The sequence below is a fragment of the Polaribacter aestuariivivens genome, assembly GCF_005885675.1.
Classification (GTDB): Bacteria; Bacteroidota; Bacteroidia; order Flavobacteriales; family Flavobacteriaceae; genus Polaribacter; species Polaribacter aestuariivivens.
In genome coordinates this window covers 293339-317325 of sequence record NZ_VANR01000004.1, presented here as the reverse complement: position 1 = coordinate 317325, position 23987 = coordinate 293339, and the positions used below count along the sequence as shown (strand labels likewise).

The 23987-nt window shown below is 29.2% G+C and carries 25 protein-coding genes and 1 tRNA gene; 9 read left to right on the top strand and 17 right to left on the bottom strand.

The window, feature by feature from the left end; translation table 11 throughout:
* Positions 1-17: 17 nt before the first annotated feature.
* Both FDT66_RS09355 and FDT66_RS09350 read left to right on the top strand, forming a co-directional pair.
* Positions 18-581 (top strand): DUF3575 domain-containing protein, encoded by a 564-nt coding sequence (locus FDT66_RS09355; protein ID WP_138535909.1) that lies wholly within the window; start codon positions 18-20, stop codon positions 579-581.
* A 38-nt stretch (positions 582-619) separates the two neighbouring features.
* Positions 620-1117 carry a hypothetical protein gene (locus FDT66_RS09350; RefSeq protein WP_138535908.1) on the top strand — a complete coding sequence of 166 codons (498 nt, stop codon included), beginning with the start codon at positions 620-622 and terminating at the stop codon, positions 1115-1117.
* A 66-nt stretch (positions 1118-1183) separates the two neighbouring features.
* Here the strand turns inward: FDT66_RS09350 and accD are convergent, their stop codons facing one another.
* The 3 genes from accD to tamL all read right to left on the bottom strand — a co-directional run bounded on the left by accD (position 1184) and on the right by tamL (position 5981).
* The gene (gene accD / locus FDT66_RS09345; RefSeq protein WP_138535907.1) at positions 1184-2056 is read right to left on the bottom strand and encodes an acetyl-CoA carboxylase, carboxyltransferase subunit beta; all 873 of its coding nucleotides are present in this window, start codon (positions 2054-2056) and stop codon (positions 1184-1186) included.
* 210 nt (positions 2057-2266) lie between these two features.
* Positions 2267-3334, bottom strand: coding sequence for a class II fructose-bisphosphate aldolase (gene fbaA, locus FDT66_RS09340; protein ID WP_138535906.1), 1068 nt, complete (start codon positions 3332-3334; stop codon positions 2267-2269).
* Between the two features lie 118 nt (positions 3335-3452).
* Complete coding sequence (gene tamL, locus FDT66_RS09335; RefSeq protein ID WP_246034824.1) at positions 3453-5981, bottom strand: translocation and assembly module lipoprotein TamL; 2529 nt, start codon at positions 5979-5981, stop codon at positions 3453-3455.
* 202 nt (positions 5982-6183) lie between these two features.
* Here tamL and FDT66_RS09330 point away from each other — a divergent pair, with 202 nt between their 5' ends.
* The gene (locus FDT66_RS09330) at positions 6184-6915 is read left to right on the top strand and encodes a TrmH family RNA methyltransferase (RefSeq protein WP_138535904.1); all 732 of its coding nucleotides are present in this window, start codon (positions 6184-6186) and stop codon (positions 6913-6915) included.
* Between the two features lie 37 nt (positions 6916-6952).
* Here FDT66_RS09330 and porT read toward each other — a convergent pair whose 3' ends face one another.
* From porT to FDT66_RS09305, 5 genes are all read right to left on the bottom strand, one after another.
* Positions 6953-7660 (bottom strand): type IX secretion/gliding motility protein PorT/SprT, encoded by a 708-nt coding sequence (gene porT, locus FDT66_RS09325; RefSeq protein WP_138535903.1) that lies wholly within the window; start codon positions 7658-7660, stop codon positions 6953-6955.
* Positions 7661-7662: 2 nt separating this feature from the next.
* Positions 7663-8394, bottom strand: coding sequence for a bifunctional demethylmenaquinone methyltransferase/2-methoxy-6-polyprenyl-1,4-benzoquinol methylase UbiE (gene ubiE / locus FDT66_RS09320; protein WP_138535902.1), 732 nt, complete (start codon positions 8392-8394; stop codon positions 7663-7665).
* A gap of 43 nt (positions 8395-8437) precedes the next feature.
* Positions 8438-9343 (bottom strand): NifU family protein, encoded by a 906-nt coding sequence (locus FDT66_RS09315; protein WP_138535901.1) that lies wholly within the window; start codon positions 9341-9343, stop codon positions 8438-8440.
* Positions 9344-9483: 140 nt separating this feature from the next.
* A complete protein-coding gene (locus FDT66_RS09310) occupies positions 9484-10875 on the bottom strand; it encodes an OmpP1/FadL family transporter (RefSeq protein ID WP_138535900.1) in 1392 nt (463 codons plus the stop codon).
* A gap of 33 nt (positions 10876-10908) precedes the next feature.
* Positions 10909-12183, bottom strand: coding sequence for a hypothetical protein (locus tag FDT66_RS09305; protein ID WP_138535899.1), 1275 nt, complete (start codon positions 12181-12183; stop codon positions 10909-10911).
* Between the two features lie 182 nt (positions 12184-12365).
* On the opposite strand from FDT66_RS09305, the gene proS reads away from it, so the two are divergent.
* The 3 genes from proS (at position 12366) to rpsT (ending at position 14300) form a co-directional block, all read left to right on the top strand.
* Complete coding sequence (gene proS, locus FDT66_RS09300; protein WP_138535898.1) at positions 12366-13844, top strand: proline--tRNA ligase; 1479 nt, start codon at positions 12366-12368, stop codon at positions 13842-13844.
* Between the two features lie 98 nt (positions 13845-13942).
* Positions 13943-14014: transfer RNA gene (locus tag FDT66_RS09295), tRNA-Glu, on the top strand.
* Between the two features lie 34 nt (positions 14015-14048).
* Positions 14049-14300: a 30S ribosomal protein S20 gene (gene rpsT / locus FDT66_RS09290; RefSeq protein WP_138535897.1), complete on the top strand. Its 252-nt coding sequence runs from the start codon at positions 14049-14051 to the stop codon at positions 14298-14300.
* A 164-nt stretch (positions 14301-14464) separates the two neighbouring features.
* Here the strand turns inward: rpsT and rodA are convergent, their stop codons facing one another.
* From rodA to FDT66_RS09255, 9 genes are all read right to left on the bottom strand, one after another.
* On the bottom strand, positions 14465-15745 hold the full coding sequence (rodA, locus tag FDT66_RS09285) for a rod shape-determining protein RodA (protein WP_138535896.1): 1281 nt from the start codon (positions 15743-15745) through the stop codon (positions 14465-14467).
* Positions 15726-17615 (bottom strand): penicillin-binding protein 2, encoded by a 1890-nt coding sequence (mrdA, locus tag FDT66_RS09280; protein WP_138535895.1) that lies wholly within the window; start codon positions 17613-17615, stop codon positions 15726-15728. Before mrdA ends, rodA begins: the two co-directional genes overlap by 20 nt.
* Positions 17615-18058: a hypothetical protein gene (locus FDT66_RS09275; protein ID WP_246034822.1), complete on the bottom strand. Its 444-nt coding sequence runs from the start codon at positions 18056-18058 to the stop codon at positions 17615-17617. The genes mrdA and FDT66_RS09275 overlap by 1 nt, the downstream gene beginning before the upstream one ends.
* A 52-nt stretch (positions 18059-18110) precedes the next feature.
* Positions 18111-18938, bottom strand: a complete 828-nt coding sequence (mreC, locus tag FDT66_RS09270; protein WP_138535893.1) for a rod shape-determining protein MreC — start codon at positions 18936-18938, stop codon at positions 18111-18113.
* An 18-nt stretch (positions 18939-18956) separates the two neighbouring features.
* Positions 18957-19985, bottom strand: coding sequence for a rod shape-determining protein (locus FDT66_RS09265; RefSeq protein ID WP_138535892.1), 1029 nt, complete (start codon positions 19983-19985; stop codon positions 18957-18959).
* Between the two features lie 78 nt (positions 19986-20063).
* Entirely contained in the window at positions 20064-21593 is a 1530-nt protein-coding gene (gene purH, locus FDT66_RS09260; protein WP_138535891.1) for a bifunctional phosphoribosylaminoimidazolecarboxamide formyltransferase/IMP cyclohydrolase, read from the bottom strand.
* A gap of 90 nt (positions 21594-21683) precedes the next feature.
* Positions 21684-21812: a hypothetical protein gene (locus FDT66_RS14235; RefSeq protein WP_262709564.1), complete on the bottom strand. Its 129-nt coding sequence runs from the start codon at positions 21810-21812 to the stop codon at positions 21684-21686.
* Positions 21813-21845: 33 nt separating this feature from the next.
* On the bottom strand, positions 21846-21974 hold the full coding sequence (locus tag FDT66_RS14230) for a hypothetical protein (RefSeq protein WP_262709563.1): 129 nt from the start codon (positions 21972-21974) through the stop codon (positions 21846-21848).
* 90 nt (positions 21975-22064) lie between these two features.
* Entirely contained in the window at positions 22065-22517 is a 453-nt protein-coding gene (locus FDT66_RS09255) for a GAF domain-containing protein (RefSeq protein ID WP_138535890.1), read from the bottom strand.
* Between the two features lie 50 nt (positions 22518-22567).
* On the opposite strand from FDT66_RS09255, the gene xrtF reads away from it, so the two are divergent.
* From xrtF to FDT66_RS09240, 3 genes are read left to right on the top strand one after another with little or no spacing between them, the layout of a single operon-like run.
* On the top strand, positions 22568-23104 hold the full coding sequence (gene xrtF / locus FDT66_RS09250; protein ID WP_138535889.1) for an exosortase family protein XrtF: 537 nt from the start codon (positions 22568-22570) through the stop codon (positions 23102-23104).
* Positions 23101-23532, top strand: coding sequence for an exosortase F system-associated membrane protein (locus tag FDT66_RS09245; protein WP_138535888.1), 432 nt, complete (start codon positions 23101-23103; stop codon positions 23530-23532). The genes xrtF and FDT66_RS09245 overlap by 4 nt, the downstream gene beginning before the upstream one ends.
* A gap of 45 nt (positions 23533-23577) precedes the next feature.
* Complete coding sequence (locus FDT66_RS09240) at positions 23578-23982, top strand: HYC_CC_PP family protein (RefSeq protein ID WP_138535887.1); 405 nt, start codon at positions 23578-23580, stop codon at positions 23980-23982.
* The last annotated feature ends 5 nt before the right edge of the window (positions 23983-23987 follow it).

The window sequence follows — 23987 nt, the reverse complement described above, 5'->3', positions numbered from 1 at the left end:
TCAATCAAAAAAAAATTATGAAAAAAGCAACACTATTAGTACTATTAATTTTTACTAGTTTGCATATTGTATCGCAAGAAAATGAAAAACAATACCCACAAGATATTGATAAAAGTTATGAGTTAAAACTAAACACTTTTAGCTTAATTGCTATATCGTCTTTAGATGTTTCTTACGAAAAGCTAATAAACTCAGAGTCTTCTTATGGTGTAGCAATATTTTATAAGTTTACAGACTTAGAAGGTGATGAAATTGGTTTTCCTAAGAAATTTTCAGTTACACCATATTATAGATGGTTTTTTTCTGAAAGTAAATACGCAAGAGGTTTCTTTGTAGAAGGATTTGGAATGCTAAATACTTATCAAGATATTTTTTACAACTCTAGTAATAATCAAGATAGAGTTGAAAACGCAACAGGTTTTGCTTTAGGAGTTTCTGTTGGAGGTAAGTTTGTTACAAAAGGAGGTTTTAGTACAGAAGTATATTTAGGTGTAGGTAGAAATTTAATTAAAGGAAATAATGATTCTTTTGATTTAGATATAGTGACAAGATTTGGTATTTCATTAGGTTACAGATTTTAATTAAAATTTTTTTATAAGTTTGTTATAAATAAAAAAATATGAAAAAAATACTTTTAATAATTGGTCTTTTGGTAAGCTCTTTAGGGTATTCTCAACAAGAAATAAAATTAGACATTGCAGATGCTTTAGTGATTAGAAGTTTAGAGTTTTCTTATGAAAACTATATTAGCGCTGAAAATTCTTTTGGAGTTTCTGCACTTTTTAATTTAGCTAAACAAGATGCAAGCTTTAGGTATAATGAAAACACGATGATTACACCTTATTTCCGTCATTATTTTACTTCAGAAGCACAATGGAATTTCTTTGGAGAAGCTTTTGTTGGAATTAATTCTGGTAAAAAAGAATCTGTTGAAGATTCTGGTGATTACGACTTAAAATATACAGATGGTGCTTTAGGAGTTGCTATCGGAACAAAATACTCTTCTGAAGGTGGTTTAATAATAGATGTTTATGCTGGTGTTGGTAGAAACCTTTTTGGTACAGATTCGCCTGTTTTGGTACCTAGAGTAGGTGTAAACGTTGGTTGGAGATTTTAAAATAATATATATTAGAACATAAAAAAATCCAGCAATTGCTGGATTTTTTTATGTTCTAATATTCAATTAAGAAACAACTTCGGGTTTTCTAATTGGTAAGTTTTGTATCAAATCAATATACAAGTTAACTTGCTTTTTTAAATTTTTACGTTCGTAAATAGCATCTAAGAAACCGTGCTCTAAAACAAATTCAGATTTTTGGAAACCTTCTGGTAAATCTTTACCAGTGGTATCTTTTACAACTCTTGGACCTGCAAAAGCAATTAATGCGTTTGGCTCTGCAATATTAATGTCTCCTAACATAGCATAAGAAGCTGTTGTACCTCCTGTTGTTGGATCTGTACATAAAGAGATGTATGGAATTTTAACCTCTGCTAATTGCGCTAATTTTGCTGAAGTTTTTACCAATTGCATTAGTGAGAGTGATGCTTCCATCATTCTTGCTCCACCAGATTTAGAAATCATTAAAAATGGTATTTTATTTTTAATTGAATAATCTATAGCTCTTGCAATTTTTTCACCAACAACTGACCCCATAGATCCACCAATAAACGCAAAATCCATAGCAGCAATTACCAATTCTTTTCCTAAAGATTTACCAACGGCTGTTCTAACAGCATCGTTTAGTTTTGTTTTTTCTTGAGCAGCTTTTAACCTGTCTGGATATTTTTTAGTATCAACAAATGATAAAGGATCTTTAGAAGTTAACTTTTCATTTAACTCTTTAAATTTATTATCGTCGAAAAAAAGTTCGAAATATTCTTTACTTCCAATTCTTACATGGTAACCATCTTCTGGACTTACATATAAGTTTCTTTTTAACTCTTCAGTATCTATAACTTTACCACTTGGGGTTTTATACCATAAACCTTTGGGCGTGTCTTTTTTGTCTTCCGTAGAAGTCTGTATTCCTTTATCTGTTCTTTTAAACCAAGCCATATTATGTGTTTGTTTTAATGTTTTATTTCAAAAATAAAAACCTTTTTAAAAATAAATATGAATTACAAATGTAAAAGATTTTTTGTAAAATATACTTTCTTATTTGTTTGATTATTTTTAATAAGAATAAATTGTTAGTATTTTATAACGACAAAAGCATTTTGATTTAAAATAATCAAAATGCTTTTGTAAAATATTAACGGTATAATACTATAAAGTATCAACGTTATTTAAGTCTTGAAATGCTTTTTTTAATCGTGTTGTAAAAGTTTGTTCTCCTAAACGCAACCATTTTCTAGGGTCGTAATATTTTTTATTTGGCTGATCTGCTCCATCAGGATTTCCTATTTGTGTTGCCAAATAAGCTGCATTTTCTTGCATATAATCTCTAATACCTTCTGTAAAAGCAAACTGTAAATCTGTATCGATATTCATTTTAATAACTCCATATCCTATAGATTCTCTAATTTCTTCAACAGTAGAACCAGAACCTCCATGAAATACAAAATCGATATGATTATTTTCAACACCATATTTTTTCGAAATAAATTCCTGAGAGTTTTTTAAAATTTTTGGTGTTAATTTTACGTTTCCAGGTTTGTAAACTCCATGTACGTTTCCAAATGCAGCTGCAATTGTAAATTGTGGAGAAACTTTCATTAATTCTTCGTAAGCGTATGCTACTTCTTCTGGTTGTGTGTACAGTTTAGAAACATCTACATCTGAATTATCTACACCATCTTCTTCACCACCAGTAATACCTAATTCAATTTCTAAAGTCATACCCATTTTGCTCATTCTAGCTAAGTATGTTTTACAAATTTCTATATTTTCTTCAATTGGCTCTTCAGATAAATCTATCATATGAGAGCTGTATAAAGGTTTTCCTGTTTCTTCAAAATGCTTTTCTGAGGCATCTAATAAACCATCTATCCAAGGTAATAATTTTTTTGCACAGTGATCTGTATGTAAAATTACTGGAACTCCATAAGCCACAGCTAATTCATGTACGTGTTTTGCACCTGCAATACCACCTGCAATTGCAGCTTTTTCATTTTCATTAGATAACCCTTTACCTGCATTAAATTGTGCGCCACCATTAGAAAATTGAATGATAACTGGTGCGTTTAAATCTCTTGCTGTTTCTAAAACACCATTTATAGTATTAGAACCTACAACATTTACTGCTGGTAGTGCAAATCCTTTTTCTTTTGCTAGTTTAAAAATTGCTTGTACTTCATTTCCTGTAGCAACTCCAGGTTTTATGTTGTGACTCATAATATTTTTTATTTTAAATAGTTGATTATTAGTTTTTCAAAAATACTAAAAATAGCTGTTTTTTTGTTTAACGAAGATATAAAATAACGAAAACGTTATAGAGTTTTGCTAAGTTTTCTTAGAAAGGATAGTTGATACCTATATTGTAAACTGCGTTGTTAAAGTTATAGTTTTTAAACCATTTGTCATTTTGTAAGTACGGTTCATAAGTTTTAAAACCAACATCAAATCGTAGAATTAAAAAGTTAAAATCTAATCGTAAACCAAAACCTGTACCAATAGCAATATCTTCTAATGAAGAGAATCCTTTTAGTTTTGCGTCTTCTTCAACAAAATCAGATCCAGTAATATCCCATATATTTCCGGCATCTAAAAACAATGCGCCTTTTAGATTACTTATAATATCAAACCTATATTCTGCGCTTGTTAAAAATTTAAAACTTCCTACATTGTACTCTAAACCAGTATTTCTACTTCCTGGACCCAAATCATAGGTTTGCCAAGCTCTAATATCATTTGAACCTCCTGCAAAATAACTTCTGGTAAACGGAATATCGGAATTGTCATAAGGAATAATTGCTCCTAACAATGTTCGCAAACCAAAAACTGAACTAGCACCAACATCCCAAAACTTTTTAAATTCTATGTCTGTTTTAAAATATTGTGCTAATGGAATTTTTAAGAATGTTTTTTTTCCATTGCTATTGTATTTGTTTGAGGTTAAACCTAATAAGTTTCCTGAATTTGCAATTCTAAATTTGAAAAAAGAAAAATTATTATCCTTAAAATTGGTTTGACTGTTATAGGTATAAGCGTATGCTAGAATAGGAATTAAAAAATCTGATGTTACAATATTGTATCTGTTTTGAATATTTAAAACCGTGTTGTAATCGTCTGGATTTGATGATTTGAAACTATTATTTTGAACAACATCATTCATAAAATTTAAAGATTCTGTTGCTTGATTGTCTAAATCTGTAGGTAATGGGTGGTTGTTGGTGTTATTTACGGCATCGTAAGTTAAGGCAACATTATTCAGGTTTGTAAACTCTGAACTATAAATATTAAAAAATCGATTTACATTTAAATTTTGAATATACTGTGTGTTAAAAACTTCTAACTGAATTGTTTTTTTGGGGTTGTATTGCCACCTGTAGTCAGATAAAATTGTAAACGTTTGCCTATCTAAACCAATATTTTTTTGAAAACTTGAACCTACTGAAAATAATGTTCTTGGAGACATTTCTTTAGGCACTAGTTTGTTTAATCCGAAAGGAGCTACAAATCTTGGAATTTCCAAGGAAGCATCTGCACCAATTTCATATCCAGGTCCATTACTTGCTCTAAAATAAGAACCTAAAAACGAGAGTTTTAATATTTCTGCTCCTCTAAATGCATTTCTATCAATAATAGAAAATTTAGCGGAAGTTCCTATGTCTCGTATATTAGAATGTGTTAATTCTGTTTCGAAACCTAATGTATATTTTTCTTTTGGCGATAGTAAAACATCCATTTTTAGTTCATTTCCATTTTTACCAATTGGTTGAAAATCAATTTTTGTGGTTTTAAAATTGTTTAAAGATTTTAAATGGTTTCTGGTTAAGTTATTTAATGTATCCTTATAAATATCACCGGGTTTAAAAAAAACAGATTGAGCTAAATATTTAGGATTGTATGTAATCTTATCATGTCCAAAAAAATTTATTCCTTTATAAGACAGTGAATCTTTATATTTTTCTCCGGTTTTACTGTAAGAATAATCTGTATAAATATTTATTTCTTTTACTTTATGAATTTTATAATCTTTGTTTGTATAATTATCTTCTTCATCAAAACGATTACTTGAAATTAAAAAATCTACATTTGTTTTATTATCAACTCTTGAAGTATCAACATAAAACCCTAGTGCGGATTGATTGAAATAATAAATTCCATTATTTCTGTACAACTTCACAACACTTGCTGCTTCTTTTCTAAAAGTTTTATCATTATACTGGTCGCCCTTTTTTAGCAAAGAAGTTATACCAGAAGCTTTGTATATAGAATCTAAAACTGGTGACTCTATTTTTAGTTTAATTGTATCTAATAAAGTAGGTTTACCCTTTTCAATGTAGTAAGAAACTGTGGCTTTTTTATTAGTAGAATCTCTTTTTATGTTCGAAATTACTTTGGATTCAAAAAAACCTTGTGTTTTATAATATGCCCATAAATTATTTTCGGTTCTTTTAATTTTATTTTCATTAATAATTACTGGCTTATCAAAATCTAAAAACCAATTATTTAAATTTATTAACGAGTTTGCGTAGGCAATACTTTGTTTTTCTGAAAAAACTTTTTTTATAAAATTATATGACTTTGGATTTTCTTCACCCCATTTTGAAGGTGTTTTTGGCTTTTCGTGACTTCCGAAATTATGAAAATACAACCCTAAAGGCATACCTAATAACTTGGAATTAGGTTTTTGAAGAATGTATTTTTGCAGTTCGCTATTGTTCTCTTTTACACTATCTACATAAATATAATTTTGCGTAAGCATATGTTCATTTTCGGCAACATGTTTAGTAGAATTACATGCAACCAAAATTAAAACAAGTAGAAAGTAAAAAGAAAGTTTTTTCATTACTTTAGCAATAGAATCAAGTATCAAAAATAATATTTTTCAACGGTTTATTCTCATTTAGATTTAATTAATGAGTATCCATCTAAAAGAGATAGTGTTTCGGTTTTTATACTGGTTCTTTTTTCCTTTATTTGTGTTAACTTTTAGCTCTATTAAAGGTTATACCTTTTTAAAAATTACTTTAACAACAAAAAAATACGGTATTTACAACTTTAAAAATCTATCAATTTTGAGTATTTCAAAGAATCAATTAAAATTAATAACTAGTTTATCGCAAAAAAAGTATCGTCAAAAGCATAATTTATTTATTGCAGAAGGAGTAAAAGTAGTAAATGAACTTTTAAATTCTTCTTTTGAAGTTGCCACTATTTTTTGTGTTGATGATTTTGAAATTAATCTTCCAGTAGAAAAAATAGTTCGGATTTTAGATACCGATTTAAAAAAAATAAGCAACTTAAAAACACCTAATAAAGTTTTAGGGATTTTTAAAATTCCTGAAGAAAAACAACTGAATAAAAGTGGCTTTACAATTGCTTTAGATACTGTAAATGATCCTGGAAATTTAGGTACTATTATTCGTTTGTGCGATTGGTTTGGTGTTACCCAGTTGGTTTGTTCTAAAGATACTGTAGATTGCTATAACGCTAAAGTTGTACAAGCAAGTATGGGATCTTTAACAAGAATTGCTATTCATTATTTAGACTTAAAAAATTATTTATCTGAAACAAATTTACCAACTTTTATTGCAGATATGGATGGTGAAAATGTGTACAAAACCACTTTACCTAAAGAAGGTATTTTAGTAATGGGTAATGAAGCAAATGGAGTTTCTGAAAATGTTAGAAATGTTGTAAAGCATAAAATTTCTATTCCACGTTTTGGTGAAACAAAAGAAACAGAAAGTTTAAATGTGGCAACTGCTACAGCTATTTTGTTGAGTGAGTTTAAACGAAGTATTTAGTAACTATGTTAACTTTAAAATTTAAAGTTTTAAAAAGTTACTCGAACGCGAAGTTTAAGAAAATACCACGAGTTCCCATAAAGTTTACTGGAGCTGTCCATCTACTATTTGGATCATCATCATATTTAATTTCGTTATTAATGGCAAAAACGCCACGAATGGATGGTGAAAATTTAAAGAAATACAAGTAAATATCTATTCCTATACCAACTTCGTACATAAAGTTATGAGTTTTCATTCGAAATTGACCTGCTGAATTATCATCTTGATTTCTTTCATTACTAGAAAAATTGTAGTCGTAAGAAATTCCTCCTAATAAATATGGACGAATATTTTTATACCTATCTGTACTAAATTTAAAAACTAAAGGAACATGTAAATATGTGGAACCAATTTCTCTAATACTATCTTGTGGTGTAGGAGAATTTTTTAAATGATTGAATAAAATTCTTTTAGAATTACTTACCAAACCTGGTTCTAATCGTAAGTTTAAATTCTTATGCAAGCGAAAATCTGCTATTAAACCAACATTAAAACCAGCTGTGGGCTCTACAGTAATATCTGCATTTGCAATGGTGCTTTCTCTTAAATTTAATTTAAAATCATTGTTATTTAACCCTAAATAAAAACCATAGTGTAAAGGTCTTTTATCAAATGATGGTAAATATTCTACACGTTCTTTTTGTGCAAAAAACGAAACAGAAATCAATAAAAAATAACAAAAAAGAAAATTTCTTTTAATCATAATTACTTGCGTGCTGTGTATATTGTTGCAACTCCAAAAGTTACAGGATTATCTTCTGTATGTGTAAACCCATTTTTTTTCAAAATATTGTTGAAAGCTTCACCAAATGGAAAAGAATTTGCAGATTCCGATAAATAGGAATATGCAACTTTATCTTTTGAAAATAATTTACCAACAACTGGTAAAAATAAATTTGTATATAGTTTATAGCCTTGTTTAAATGGAAATTTTGTTGGGTTTGAGGTTTCTAAAATTACCAAAACTCCTGTTGGTTTTAAAACTCTTGCAATTTCTCTAATTCCTTTCGCTAAGTTTGCAAAATTACGAACTCCAAAAGAAACTGTAATAGCATCAAAAGTATTGTCTTCGAAAGGCATATCTTCAGAATCGCCAACCATCATTTCTATTTTATCGGAAAGGTTTGCTTTGTTTATTTTTTGTTTTCCTACTTCTAACATACCTGCAGAAATATCTAACCCAACAATTCTATCAGGATTTAAATCTGCCATCATTAAAGCTAAATCACCTGTTCCTGTTGCAATATCTAAAATTTGTTTTGGATTATTTTTACCAACAATTTCAACTACCTTTTTTCGCCATTTTACATCTATCCCTAAAGAGATTACTCGATTTAAACCGTCGTAATTTTCAGAAATATTGTCGAACATTTGGGTAACTTGTTCTTTTTTACCAAGTTTAGAATCTTTATAAGGATTTATTTTTTCTGCTGACATTTTGTATTTCTTGCTTCCTCTTATAGGAAATTTAAAAGATTAATTATCCGTTTATTGCAATTACCTCATTAATTTGATTTGGTAACATTTCCTTTAATAAACTTTCGATACCGTTTTTTAAAGTTGCTGTTGATGATGGGCAACCACTACAAGCTCCTTGTAATATTACGCTTACTACTTTATTTTGTTCATCATAAGAACGAAAAGCAATATTACCTCCATCTCCAGCAACTGCAGGTTTTATATATTCATCTAAAATATCTACAATTTGTGCAGAAACACCTTCTAGTTGTACTTCTGGAGCCATATCTTTTGATCCTTCTGCAACAACTTTTTCTCTCGGTAATTCTTTAATTATGGTTTTTCCATCTGCTAAATATTCACGTATAAAAGTTCTTACTTCTCCATAAACTTCATTCCACTCAACCATATCATATTTGGTTATTGAAATATAATTATCAGAAATAAACACTTCTTTTACAAATGGAAAGTTAAAAATGGCTTGTGCCAAAGGTGATGATTGACTTGCTTCGTCAATATTTTTAAATTCAACATCTGTTTGTGTTAATGCCTTGTTTGTTCCAAACTTCATTACTGCTGGGTTTGGTGTAACTTCTGCATACACTTCAACTGCTTCTTTTTTTGGTGTTTTTTCTTCGTTTACAACTGTATTTCCATCGTTTAAATAAGCTTCTATTTGTTCTTTTACTTCTTCTTGAACATCTATCCACTCTAAAATATCGAAACGTTGTATAGCTATAAAATTGGCTGTTATAAATACTTTTTTTACAAATGGTAAATAAAAAAGTTGCTGCGCTAAAGGTGAGTTTTTAGCTTCATCTATATTATTAAATTCATAACTACCTCCATTGATTAAAATTTGATTACTATTAAATTTTATAATAGTATTATTGGTAGTTTCTTGTATGGTAATTTTTGTATGTGACATTTGCTAAAAAATTGAATTGCAAAATTAAGGGAAAAAAGATAAATAGAATTGTTTTTGATGGTATAAAACTTTTCGGCTCCACTTCTAACAATATTTATCATTGTTAAAAATGGAGCCGAAATTTATTTGTTTTTTAGTTTTTACAAGTTTATTGAAAATGTTGCCGTAAAAACTCTATTATCTATATTTAAATCTGCCGTATTTATTTGATTTGAAAATTGTGGATAAATATCATAAAAAGTAGTTCTGTTATTATCACTGTATGAAAAATCTAATTTAAAGTTTCCGAAGTTATAACCTGCTCCTAATGAATATCCTTCTAAATTATCAGAATCTAAAGCCGTTTTTAAAGGATCTTGCTCAAACTTGTAACCTCCTCTAATGCTAAGTCTATTAAAACGCCATTCTGTTCCTAAATTTACAGCATGTGTGTTTCGTAAATCGTTTTGAAAAAACTGATTTTCTTGACTGAAATCATCACCAGATAAATTCATGTTTGAATAATTTCTACTAGTATAATCTACACTGAACAAACCATTTTTTCCAAAAATCAAAGCTGCACTTGCAGTTAACTTACTTGGTGTTTTAAGCCTATAAATTAAACGTGTACTTGGAAAATTGTTTCCAGCTGTATTGTCGTAAATAGAATTTGGATCTTCGCTTACAGTAATTTCAGTATCACCAAAAAAACCGTCGTTATTTACAATGTTTGTTTCTTCTAACATTTCTGTAAACCAACTTGGTGTTTGATAAGACAAACCAAATCTAAAATTTTGATTTGCTTTGTATATAAAACCTGCATTTAATGAAATACCTGTTCCTGTTGTAAAGTTTTCTTGATAAAAACGAGCATCTAATGTGTTTCCATTTCCATCATTATTTAGTTCTATTAAATTAGATTGCTGACTAAAATCTAAACTATAAAAATTTAACCCAGCACCTACATATAAGTTATTGTTATGAACTGATGAAAAAGCAATATTAAATTCACTCACCTCACCTTTATATATGTTTGAAAAACGTTGTTCATCTGAAACATTATAATCTATTGTTGGTGAATTGTTATCTAATGGAAAATCTCTAAAAGTTGGTACACCACTGTTTCCTGCAATATTAAAATTGTTTTCAAAATCTGTTGTTAATCTATAATTTAAACCTATTGCAAATTTGCTCCAGTTTGATTTGTAAGCACTATCAAAAACTAAAACTGCACCTGCTTGAGACAAATTAAAAATTTGATTTTGATTATTTAACGTGTTTCCATAAAATGTCGATTGAATATCTGTTTCTCTCGTATTTAAAGATCCAGAAAACATACTATTGTTAAATACTGCAACACCAGCAGGATTTATATTTATTGACGAAATATCGCCTCCAAGTGCACCAAAAGCGCCACTCATAGAATTAAAACGTGCTGTTCCATTTCCATCATCTCTTGAAAAAAGTAGAGCCAAATCTTGGTAACTTAAAGATTGAGAATGAGACGCTATCGTGAATGCGAACAATGTCGCAAGTGTTATAAATTTTTTCATTTTAATAGTACTAAATTATAAATAAACAATTTTTTAATTACCTCTTCTTCTTGATGAAGATGAACTTCTTGTAGAGGAACTTCTAGAAGATGTTCTTGCTGAACTAGACCTAGTTGATCTTGTAGAACTACTTGTTCTAGTAGTAGATCTAGATCTTGGATTGTAGCTTCTATTCACAGTTGATGAACTTCTTCTGGTTGAAGATGTTGGTCTGTTTACTGTTGTGTTTCTGCTTTTATAGTTTGTAGCGCTTACATTAGGTGTATTAGCTCCTCTTCTTCTAGAACTAGTAGATGAACTTCTTCTTGTTGAAGATGTTGGTCTATTTACTGTTGTACTTCTACTTTTATAGTTTGTAGCACTTACATTAGGTGTATTGCCTCCTCTTCTTCTAGAGCTGGTAGATGAACTTCTTCTGGTTGAAGAGCTTCTTGTACTTCTAGTACTAGAGTTCCCTGTAGAACTTCTTCTTATAGTTGAAGTAGATCTTCTTGTAGTTCTTGTAGGTTGTGTAATCGTAGAACTTCTTCTTCTACTAGTTGTTGTTCTTGGAACTGTGTTTGTAGTTCTTCTTCTTGATATACTTGAGTTATTTCTATTTATACTGCTTCTTCTATCAAATGTATTGTTATAAGCAGTTCTTCTACCATAAGTTACATTTCTGTTTCTATTATATATATTATTATAGTAGTATGGTGTTACAAAACCGTGTCCGTAAAATGGTGGGTTGTAAAAACCGTTGTTCCAGCCCCAACCCCAAGCTAGGTTGTTGTGGTAAGGATGCCAATATGGGTTGTAACCCCAAGTATTCCACCTGTTCCATCTATTCCATCTATTTCTAAATCCCCAATTATTCCAACCCCAATTATTATAGCCCCAGTTATTGAAACCCCAATTATTGAAGCCAAAAGCAAAATCATTCCAATATGGATCTGTTATTAGGTTAACATTAACCACAACATCATTATTTGGGTTATTTCCCCAAGATGGATTAGTATTATAATTCAAATTATCTTGAACATATAGTGTATCTGGTGAATTATAGTTATCTATATTCGTAAAAAAATCAGTATCATTTATACTTTCTAAACGTTCTAATTCTTTTGTAAAATAATTATTATTGTAGTTGTCATAATCTCTTTCGTTAGCAATTATAACATTGTTAGTTCTTTCTTCTGGTATTTTATCTCCATATATACCATCATTAGTGTAAGCACTTTGATAAGTTCCACAAGAAACCAATACTATACTTGATAAAAGAAATAGTAGATATTGATAAAAGCTAGATTTATTTTGCAAAAGTTTCATATTGGTATGTTTTTAAAGTGAACATTATTTTTTTTAGAAAAAATTGTTACGTAAAAAACTCTAAAGTTTTCAAAGGATTTAACCTTTTTATAGTAGTTTTGTACAACTTTTGTAAAATACATTACAAGTTTTAACAAAAATTTCACTTGAAATATAACAATATTTGTGCCAAAGTTTAGAATATGAGCAAACATTTAAAAAAACGATCAGAAGATTACTCAAAATGGTATAACGAACTCGTAGTAAAAGCCGATTTAGCGGAAAACTCTGCAGTTAGAGGTTGTATGGTTATAAAACCTTATGGGTTTGCCATTTGGGAAAAAATGCAAGCAGAATTAGATAGAATGTTTAAAGAAACTGGTCATCAGAACGCTTATTTTCCTTTATTTGTTCCTAAAAGTTTGTTTGAAGCAGAAGAAAAAAATGCTGAAGGTTTTGCTAAAGAATGTGCAGTTGTTACACATTATCGTTTACAAAATGATCCTGAAAACCCAGGCAAACTTCGTGTTGATCCAGAAGCTAAATTAGAAGAAGAATTGGTAGTAAGACCAACATCTGAAGCAATTATATGGAATACTTACAAAGGGTGGATTCAATCTTACAGAGATTTGCCTTTACTAATAAATCAATGGGCAAATGTTGTTCGTTGGGAAATGCGTACACGTTTATTTTTACGTACTGCAGAGTTTTTATGGCAAGAAGGCCATACAGCGCATACAACTAAGTCTGAAGCCATTGCTGAAGCAAAACAAATGCAAGAAGTGTATGCAACATTTGCTGAAGAATTTATGGCAATGCCAGTAATAAAAGGATACAAGTCTGATAGCGAGCGTTTTGCTGGTGCTGAAGATACTTTTACAATTGAAGCTTTAATGCAAGATGGAAAAGCTCTACAAGCAGGTACTAGTCATTTTTTAGGACAAAATTTTGCCAAAGCTTTTGATGTAAAGTTTACTTCTAAAGAAGGAAAACAAGAACATGTTTGGGCAACTTCTTGGGGAGTTTCTACTCGTTTGATTGGTGGTTTAATTATGACACATTCAGATGATAGTGGTTTAGTTTTACCTCCAAAATTAGCGCCAATACAAGTTGTAATTGTTCCTATATATAAAGGTGAAGAACAATTGACTGCTATTTCAGAAAGAGTAGCTGTTATTGTAAAAGCATTAAGAAAAAGAGGGATTTCAGTAAAGTTTGATGATAGAGACACATTTAGACCAGGAGCAAAATTTGCTGAATATGAATTAAAGGGAGTTCCAGTAAGAATTGCTTTTGGAGGAAGAGATTTAGAAAATAATACAGTAGAAGTTGCTAGAAGAGACACCTTTGAAAAACAAACAATATCGCAAGATAATGTTGTTGATTTTGTGAGCAATTTATTAGAAGAAATTCAAGAGAGTTTATTTAACAAAGCCAGTGACTATAGAAAAGAGCATACTACAGAGGTAAATGACTTTAAAGAATTTAAAAAAGTAATTAAAAATAAAGGTGGTTTTGTTTCTGCGCATTGGGATGGAACTGAAGAAACAGAAGATAAAATTAAAGAATATACAAAAGCCACTATTCGTTGTATTCCAAACGATGCAAAACAAGAAGCTGGGGTATGTGTTTTTAGTGGAAAACCATCAACAAAAAGGGTTCTTTTTGCAAAGGCATATTAATTTTTGAAAAAAATTAATTTTTTTTTCAAAAACTATTGCACAATTTAAAAAACGTTGTATATTTGCACCCGCAATTAAGATATATTTTTAGTTGTTATGGTCCGTTCGTCTAGGGGTTAGGACGCATGGTTTTCATCCATGTAACACGGGTTCGATTCCCGTACGGACTACAAAAGTTTTAATAAAAAAACGAATTAAGAAATTATGGCAAATCATAAGTCAGCATTAAAAAGAATTAGAAGTAACGAAGCTAAAAGGTTACGTAACAAATATCAGCATAAAACTACTAGAAATGCTGTAAGAGATTTACGTGCTATAGAAGACAAGAAAGAAGCAGAAGGAAGCTTAAGTAAAGTTATTTCTTTATTAGACAAATTAGCTAAGAAAAACATTATTCATAAGAATAAAGCTGCTAATTTAAAATCTAAATTAACAAAGCACGTAGCTGCATTGTAAGATTCTATTTAAAAAAATATTAAAAAGCTCTGAATTTATATTCAGAGCTTTTTTTGTATATGATATTTTTATTTTTTTATATCAAATATATCTCTTATCTTTTTTAAGGAATACTTTAGTTACAGTTTATTCCTATTACAAATGTTTTTCCATTTTAAAATAACTTACCATTCGTAATTTTTATGAGCATCTAGCCTTATAAAAATAAATAACAAAATAGTAAAACCCCAAAGAGATGAACCTCCATAACTAAAAAAAGGAAGTGGAATACCTACTGTTGGCAATAAACCAATAACCATTCCTACATTTACAATTACATGAAAAAATAAGATGGAAGCCAATCCATAACCATATATTCTTCCGAATTTATTGGTATGCGTTTCTGCTAAATAAATAATTCGATAAAGCATAAACATGAATAATATAATAACAGTTGATGTTCCTAAAAAACCCCACTCTTCTCCAACTGTACTAAAAATATAATCTGTATGTTGTTCTGGCACAAAATCTCCTTGTGTTAAATCTCCCTTTAAAAATCCTTTTCCAGTCCAACTTCCAGAGCTAATTGTTAGTTCTGATTGATAGGAATTGTATCCAATACCTTTATTATCTTGTTTAATACCTAAAAGTATTTCAAAACGATCTCTGTGATGTTGTTTAAAAACAGAATCATATATATAACCTGTTCCGACAATAAATAATCCAGAAACTATATAAACAATTATAATTTTATGCCAATTAAAACGTAAAAACCTTTTACCTCCTCTATAAGTAATATATGCAACAGCAATTGTTATTAATAGAAAAACGGAAGTTAATATTACCTTGATACCAAAAAATATTGTCGAAATAAAAAGTACAATAACTAATAGCCCAAAAAGAATATAATTTAGTGTTAAACCCTCTCTATTTAACACAAAAAAGAATGCCAAATAAATGAGTGCAGAACCAGCGTCTGGTTGTAAAGTAATTAACAAAGCAGGCGTAAAAATGATAATGAATGCTTTGACTTGATTTTTTATCAATTTTAAATTATACTGCCTATCACTTAATAGTTTTGCTACTGCTAAAGCTGTAAATGCTTTTACAAATTCTGAAGGTTGCAAACCAATTACTCCAAAGTTATACCAAGAAGTTGCTCCGTTTATTTTTTTTCCGAAAACAAATAAACCTGCTAATGATATGAGTGAAATTAGGTAAAATATGCTTGCAAATTTTTCATAAAACTTAGAATTAAAAAAAAGAATTATGATAATTAATGGTATTGTTAAACAAATGAAAATAAGTTGTTTTCCATATTTTGTTGAAAAACTTAGCAACTCTGTATCTTCGTCAGTAATTGAAGCTGCGTATATGTTTAACCAGCCAAAACCAACTAAAACAACATATAAGAAGATCAATATCCAATCTATACCTGCAAAAATATTATTTCGTTCCTGACGCAATTTCTTCTGTTTTTGGAATTAATTTATCATATTCTGATTGCAAACTCATTTCCAACATTCTCGTTTCTCTGTATTTAGTTGCCTTAGAAATTTCTCCGTTTAAATATTTTTCTATCAATAAACTAGTAACTGGTGCTGCAATTGTTGATCCATAACCTCCATTTTCAACAAAAATGGCTAATGCAATTTGTGGATTTTTTTTAGGTGCAAATGCCACTAAAATAGAATGATCTGCTAATTGAATTCTTTCTCCATTTACGATTGCAAAATTTTCAGCAGTTCCTGTTTTTCCACATATTTCAATTCCTTTCACTTGACTCCATTTTCCTGTTCCTGTTTTAAAAACTTCATGCATGGCTTCTATAACTGGATCAAAATGTTCTTTGTTTATAGTGGTTATTTTTTTCTCAGTATATTCTGGGTTTTCTATAGAAGTATTTTCTACTTTCTTTAAAATATGAGGTGTATAAAAATAGCCTCTGTTTGCTATTGCTGCTGTAAAATTTGCCAATTGAATTGGTGTTGTTAATACTTCTCCTTGACCAATGGCATTAGATATGATTGATGAACCATTCCATCTGAAGTCTTTTCTTGCATCATAATATTTTCCATCTGGTATTAAACCAGGACTTCCTGCAGGTAAATCGTATCCTAAATAATCTCCTAAACCAAAACTTTTTACATGTTTACTCCAGGTATCTAAACCTTGTGATGGCTCATTGTTTTTTTCTACGATTCTTTTAAAGGTGTTCGAAAAATAACTGTTACAAGATTTTGCTATTGCTGTTTCCAAATGAATAGGTCTACCAAAAATACCACAGTGACAGCCCATAAATGCTCCTTTTCTATTACCATATCTATAACCATTGTAGCAATAAAATGATGTTTTTTCGGTAATTACATTTTCTTGTAAACCTATTAATGCGTTCATCATTTTGAAAGGAGAACCAGGTGCATAAGCAGCCATTAATCCTCTATCATAAGTGGGTTTTTCTAAATTATTAGGATCCATTAAAATTGCTGAATTAACAGATCTTTTTCTACCTACCAACATGTTTGGATTGTAAGTTGGTGCTGTCACTAAAGCTAAGATTTCGCCAGTAGAAGGTTCAATTGCAACTATACCTCCTCTTTTACCTTTCATTAATTTTTGTGCGTATAACTGTAATTCAATGTCCAAGGTTAATGTTAAATCTTTTCCATTTACATGTAAAGTATCATATGCACCATTTTTGTACGAACCAGTAACTTTATTAAAACGATTTCTGTGTAAATATTTCTTTCCTTTTTTTCCTCTTAGTAAATTTTCATATTGTTTTTCTACACCATCTCTTCCTATTAATTCTCCTTGTTGATAATAATCACTTTTTCTTGCTAAATTTTCATCAACTTCACCAATATATCCCAAAACATTTGCAGCCGCATTTATTGGGTAATTTCTAATAATTCTTTTTTGAATAAAAAACCCTTTGTATTTATGTAGTTTTTCTTGTAAAAATGCAAAATCTTCTTTTGCCAATTGTTTTAAAAATACAGAGGGTAAATATGGTGCATAATTTTCTGCTTTTTCAAAGCGTTTTATAAAATCTTCTTTGGTAATTTTTATCAGTTTACAAAACTCTAAAGTATCTAATGGTTTTACTTGATTTGGCTGTACCATTACATCATAAGAAAGTTGATTTGCCACCAATAATTTTCCATTTCTATCGTAAATATAACCACGTTCTGGATAATCATATTGGGGTTTTACAGCAGCATTTTTTATTGGGTCGTAATCACTACCTCTTATAATTTGAAGTTGAAACAAACGCCCAATAAACACAAAACCAACTATGGTGATTAAAAAATATAATAAAAAACTTCTTTGCATTATTGCCTTTTAGAAAAAATGTATGAACCCAAGAAATATAATGTTAACGTAAATATACCTGAAAATAGTGTATTTAATAAAACATTAGATATGTTTTGAAAACTAAAATTAGCAAATGAAAACAGAATAAAATGATGTAAAAATGTTAAAGTTACTACAAAGTTAAAAACTTTACCAAAAGACTCTGATTGTAAATTAAAAAAAGGATAATCTACAGGATATTTTCTAAAATAAATTTTCACAAAAAACAATCTTACATATGCTATTGTAAGAATGGAAAATGCGTGAATACCTCCTGAATCTGAGAAAAAATCTACACTCAAACCCAATATAAAACTTGCTAATAAAAAAGGAAATCGGTTTTTATTTAATGGATATAAAAAAACAAAAGCGATGTATAAGTATGGGTTAATATAACCTAAAAATAAAATATTATTTAGCACGAAAACTTGCAAAAAAAGCAAGAAAAAAAATAACAACCCAAAATAAATAGTTTTATTCAATATCTTGATTTTCTAATGTTTTAATTTCTATTTTATGTAAATTTTTTATGACGTAAACAGGCCCAATATTACTCATATCATTAAATAACTTCACTTCAATAATGTTATCTAAACTATTTTCTTCATCAACTTTAACTACAGTTCCAATTGGAATTCCTGCTGGAAAAATAGTTGATTTTCCTCCAGTTTCTATTGTATCCCCAATTTTTACAGGAGCTTGTCTTGGAACGTCTGTTAACTGTACAATATTATATTTTTTTCCGTTCCATTTTAAAGTTCCAAATGAACGATCGTTTTTTAACTTGGCATTAATTTTACTATTTTTATTTAAAATAGATTGTACTCTTGTATAGTTTGAAGAAGTAGCGTCTGTAATTCCAATTATTCCTTTGCCATTTATAACTGCCATTTCCTTATCTAATCCTTCGTTTTTACCTTTGTTAATTGTAAGATAATTGAAAGCTTTCGAATAATTATTGTTTATTATTTTAGCACTAATAAATGTAAATTTTTGATTGTATTTTACAGAATCTACAATAGTAGAATCTTTATTAAAAACAATAGACGTATTTTTTTCTAATTGATTTCTAAGAAGTGTATTTTCTTCTAAAAGTTGCTGATTAACAGATTTTAAATTAAAGTATTCTGAAATACTAGAAGCTTTACTATACATGCCTCCAGTAACTGCATTTGCAGAACTAACATATTTACTTTTATGAAAATTAAGGTTATTAAAGGTTAAAACAACTGCAATGAATTGCAACAACAAAAAAAATAAAAGATATTTAAACTTCTGAAAAAAGTAAATAAGTTGTTGCATAGTTTAAATTGCTCAAAATTATTTCATTAAGACATTCTTATATTTGTCTAATTCTTTTAAAGCAATTCCTGTTCCACGAACAACAGCCCTTAATGGATCTTCTGCAACGTACACTGGTAAATCTGTTTTTCTAGAAAGCCGTTTATCCAAACCTCTTAACATAGAACCACCTCCTGCTAAATAAATTCCTGTATTGTAAATATCTGCTGCCAATTCTGGTGGTGTTTTAGATAAGGTTTCCATTACAGCATCTTCTATTCTTAAAATGGATTTATCTAAAGCTTTTGCAATTTCTCGATAAGAAACTTGTACTTGTTTTGGTTTTCCGCTTAACAAATCTCTACCTTGAACCAACATATCTTCTGGCGGAGTTTCTAAATCTTCAGTTGCGGCACCTATGGTTATTTTTATTTTTTCTGCAGTAGTTTCACCAACATGTAAGTTATGCTGTGTTCGCATGTAATACATAATATCGTTGGTAAATAAATCTCCTGCAACTTTTACAGATTGGTCGCAAACAATACCAGCTAAGGCAATTACAGCAATTTCTGTTGTTCCTCCACCAATATCAATAATCATGTTTCCTTTTGGCTCCATAATATCTATTCCTACACCAATTGCAGCTGCCATTGGTTCGTAAATTAAATATATTTCTTTGGCATTCATGTGTTTTGCAGAATCACGAACTGCTCGTTTTTCTACTTCTGTAATTCCTGAAGGAATACAGATAACCATTCTTAATGCTGGTGGAAATAATTTCTTTTTAATGGAAGGAATTTGTTTTACAAACTCTTTAATCATCTCTTCAGATGCCTGAAAATCTGCAATAACACCGTCTTTTAACGGACGAATCGTTTTAATATTTTCATGGGTTTTTCCTTGCATTAAATTGGCTTCTTTACCAATTGCAATGATTTTTCCGGTAATTCTATTTCTTGCAACAATTGAAGGACTATCAATAACCACTTTTCCATTGTGAATTATCAACGTGTTTGCGGTCCCTAAATCAATCGCAATGTCTTCCGTCATAAAATCAAAAAAACCCATAAAATATCTTTATTGTATTATTTTAGCTATAGTATTACAAATTTACTAAATTTCTAATTGTAAATAGCCTATAAAATATTAATGTTTAAAATGTCTTGTTCCTGTCATAACCATAGATAGATTATTTTCGTTACAATAATCTATACTTAATTGATCTTTTATAGAACCTCCTGGTTGTATTACACTTTTTACACCTGCTTTGTTTGCGATTTCTACACAATCTGGAAATGGAAAAAACGCATCACTTGCCATAACAGATCCGTTTAAATCAAATTTAAAAGATGTTGCTTTTTCAATTGCTTGATTTAACGCGTCTACTCTACTTGTTTGTCCAGTTCCACCAGCTAATAATTGCTTATTTTTTACCAAAATAATTGTGTTAGATTTTGTGTTTTTACACAGCTTAGATGCAAATAATAAATCTTCTAACTCACTTTCTGTTGGTTTATTGTTGGTAACGTATTTTAAATCTTCTAATTTATCTGTAATGTTATCTTTGTCTTGCACTAAATTACCGTTCAAACAGGTTCTAATAGTTGTTTTTGGTAAAGCAACTTCTTTCTGAATTAAAATAATTCTGTTCTTTTTTCCCTTTAAAATTTCTAAAGCTTCATCAGAATAACTTGGTGCAATTACTACCTCGCAAAATAAAGTATGAATTTTCTCTGCAGTTTCGGCATCTATTTGTGTGTTTGCAATTAAAATTCCCCCAAAGGCAGAAACTGGGTCACCAGCTAAAGCATCTGAATAAGCTTCACTAATGGTTTCTCTTTGTGCAAAACCACAAGCATTATTATGCTTTAATATGGCAAATGTTGGAGCTTCTCCTTTAAACTCTTCCATTAAATTTACAGCAGCATCTACATCTAATAAATTATTGTAACTTAATTCTTTACCATGCAATTTGTCGAACATTTCTTCTAAGTCGCCAAAGAAATATCCTTTTTGATGTGGATTTTCTCCATAACGTAAAATCTGTACGTTAGTTTCGCTAACTTTTAAAGCAGGCTCTTCATTATTATTGAAATAATTAAAAATTGCAGTATCGTAATGTGATGAAATATTAAAGGATTTTGCGGCGTATTTTTTTCTTTGTTCAATAGAAGTTTCTCCATTATTTTCTGATAAAATTGATAAGAAATCTTCATATTGATCCATTGAAGAAACAATAAAAGTATCTTTAAAATTTTTCGCTGCAGCTCTAATTAATGAAATACCACCAATATCAATCTTCTCTACAATGTCTTGTTCAGAAGCACCTGAAGCAACTGTTTTTTCAAACGGATATAAATCTACAATTACCAAATCTATTTGAGGAATGTCGTATTCTTTCAACTCAGCAACATCACCTTCGTGATCTTGTCTGTTTAAAATTCCTCCAAAAACTTTTGGATGTAAAGTTTTAACTCGCCCACCTAAAATAGAAGGATAAGAAGTAACGTCTTCTACTGGAACTACATTTATACCAAGTTGTTTGATAAATTTTTCTGTACCACCTGTTGAATAAATGGTTACATTTAATTCATCTAATTTTCTTACAATTGGCTCTAAACCATCTTTGTGAAATACCGAAATTAATGCGGATTTAATTGTTTTTGAAGTGCTCATTTAGTGTTGTGTTGTTAAGCACGCAAATTTAGTTAAATGAATTTTCTAAGGCAATAAAAGATAGTAACAAAAAGCAGAAGTAATTAACAACTAGTTTACTTGCACCTTTGTTTTAAAACTTTCTACCAAAGTTGTGTAATTTCTTGGCTCTCTTTTCTCTTCATTTTTCTTTAAAATAGGAAAGAGTTTTCCAATAAAACTGTGTTGGCTTTTCTTCATTTTTAGGGGTATTAGATATTTAGGGGTAAAAAATTATTCTGCTGAGTCTAAAAAATTATGAAACCACTGAACAAAATTATCTGTCCATGATTTTTTCTTTTCAACAAAATTTGAGTGATTGTTGCTACCTGCAACAGAAGTACTAAGCTGTTCTTTTCTCATTATTTTAGGGGTTTAATGATGTTAGAATTTAAAAAATTACTATGTATGTTTAACAAACATAGTTAAAAAAATACTAAATGCCAATTTTTTTTATAAAATTGTAGCCACTTTTTTGCAAATGTATTCTAATAACTCTTCATCACTATCTGTAAAAGTATTTGCTGTATGAGAATCTATATCAATTTGGCCAACGTTTTCACCATCTACAAAAATAGGAATAACAATTTCCGATTTAACCTTCCAACCACAAGAAATATAATTGTCTTGCTCAGAAACATCTTGCACTACAAAGTTTTGATTGCTTACAGCAACTTGACCACAGATACCTTTTCCAAAAGGAATAATTGTATGCTCTGTTTCTTCACCTGTGTATTGTGCTAATTTTAACTCTTCTTTATTTCCATTTTTAAAGTAAAAACCAACCCAATCATAATAAGAAATTTGATTTTCTAACGTATCACATATTTTTTGTAATTTGATATCTGTTGTATTTGACGAAGCAATTATTGCATCAATTTCTTTTTGTATTTTATAAATATCCATTTTTGTATCTTCGTTTTTAATAAAGATGCAAAATTAAATTAAAATCTGTTGTGAAAAAACATAAAAACGTTGTCATTTTTCTGATTAAATTTTTTGTCACATATTTTATTTTGTTTGGAATTTATGCGGCATATTTAGAAAAATCTCAAGAAAAAGAAACTTCTTTTCAAACGGCATCTATTACCACAAGTGTTGCCAAACAAACTGTTGGAGTTTTAGAATTTTTTGGTTTTCATGCAGATTACATGCAACATACTGAAGAGCTTTCTGTAAAATTACTCATTAACAATGTTTATATTGCTAGAGTAATTGAAGGCTGTAACTCTATAAGTATAATTATACTTTTTATTGCTTTTATTGTTGCTTTTGCTGGTAGCATAAAGGCCACCATTATTTTTTCTATATTGGGTAGTGTTTTTATTTACGTTATTAACATACTTAGAATTGCTTTTTTAACAGTTATGCTTCATAAATACCCTGAGCAACAAGAGTTTTTACACAACTTGGTATTTCCCGCAATTATTTACGGAACCGTATTTTTACTTTGGGTAATTTGGGTAAATAAATTTTCTAATTATAAAAAATGAACAAATACATTAAAATAATATTAACTATCATTTTAGTGCTATTACTTTTTGTAATTAGAGCATTTTCCGAAGAATTATTTTATGACCCATTAATAGAATATTTTAAAAATGATTATTTATACAGTAAAATTCCAAAAATAGACGTTTGGCATTTAATGATAGATATGCTATTTAGGTATATTTTAAACTCATTGGTTAGCTTAGGGATTATTTGGGTTTTATTTGAAAGAAAAGATTATTTAAAATTTACAGGCTTTTTTTTAATGGCAGCATTTACAGTATTAATTATTGCTTTTGTTCTTTTATTAAGAAATCAATTTGAAAACGGGTATTTGCTTCCTTTTTACATACGTCGTTTTATAATACACCCTTTATTTTTGCTGTTACTGTTGCCTGCATTTTATTATCAAAAATTAAGCAATCGATAATTTAACAAATTATTTAAAAGAACATTTTGTAAATTTGCAAAACAAATGAAACAAGTTTTTACTAAAATAGTATCCACAATTTTAGCATTTTTAGTGCTATTTTCTACCTTTTCTTTTACGGTAGAAAGTCACTTTTGTGGAGATTTTTTAATGGATATTTCATTTACAGGAAATGCAGAAATTTGTGAAAGTGATATAGTTGATGATTTGTCTATTAAAATGAAAGATTGTTGTTCTGACGAAGTTCATAAAATCGAAGGTCAAGATGAGTTGCAACATGCCTCGGAATTAAAATTTGACCTAAAAAAACAACAATTTTTTACTGCTTTTTTAATTTCCTATAAAGATTTATTTATAGAAAGTACTTCAGAAAAAACAGTTTTTCAAGACTTTTCTCCACCAGATATATCAATTGATTATCAGGTTTTATACCAATCTTTTTTAATTTGATTTTA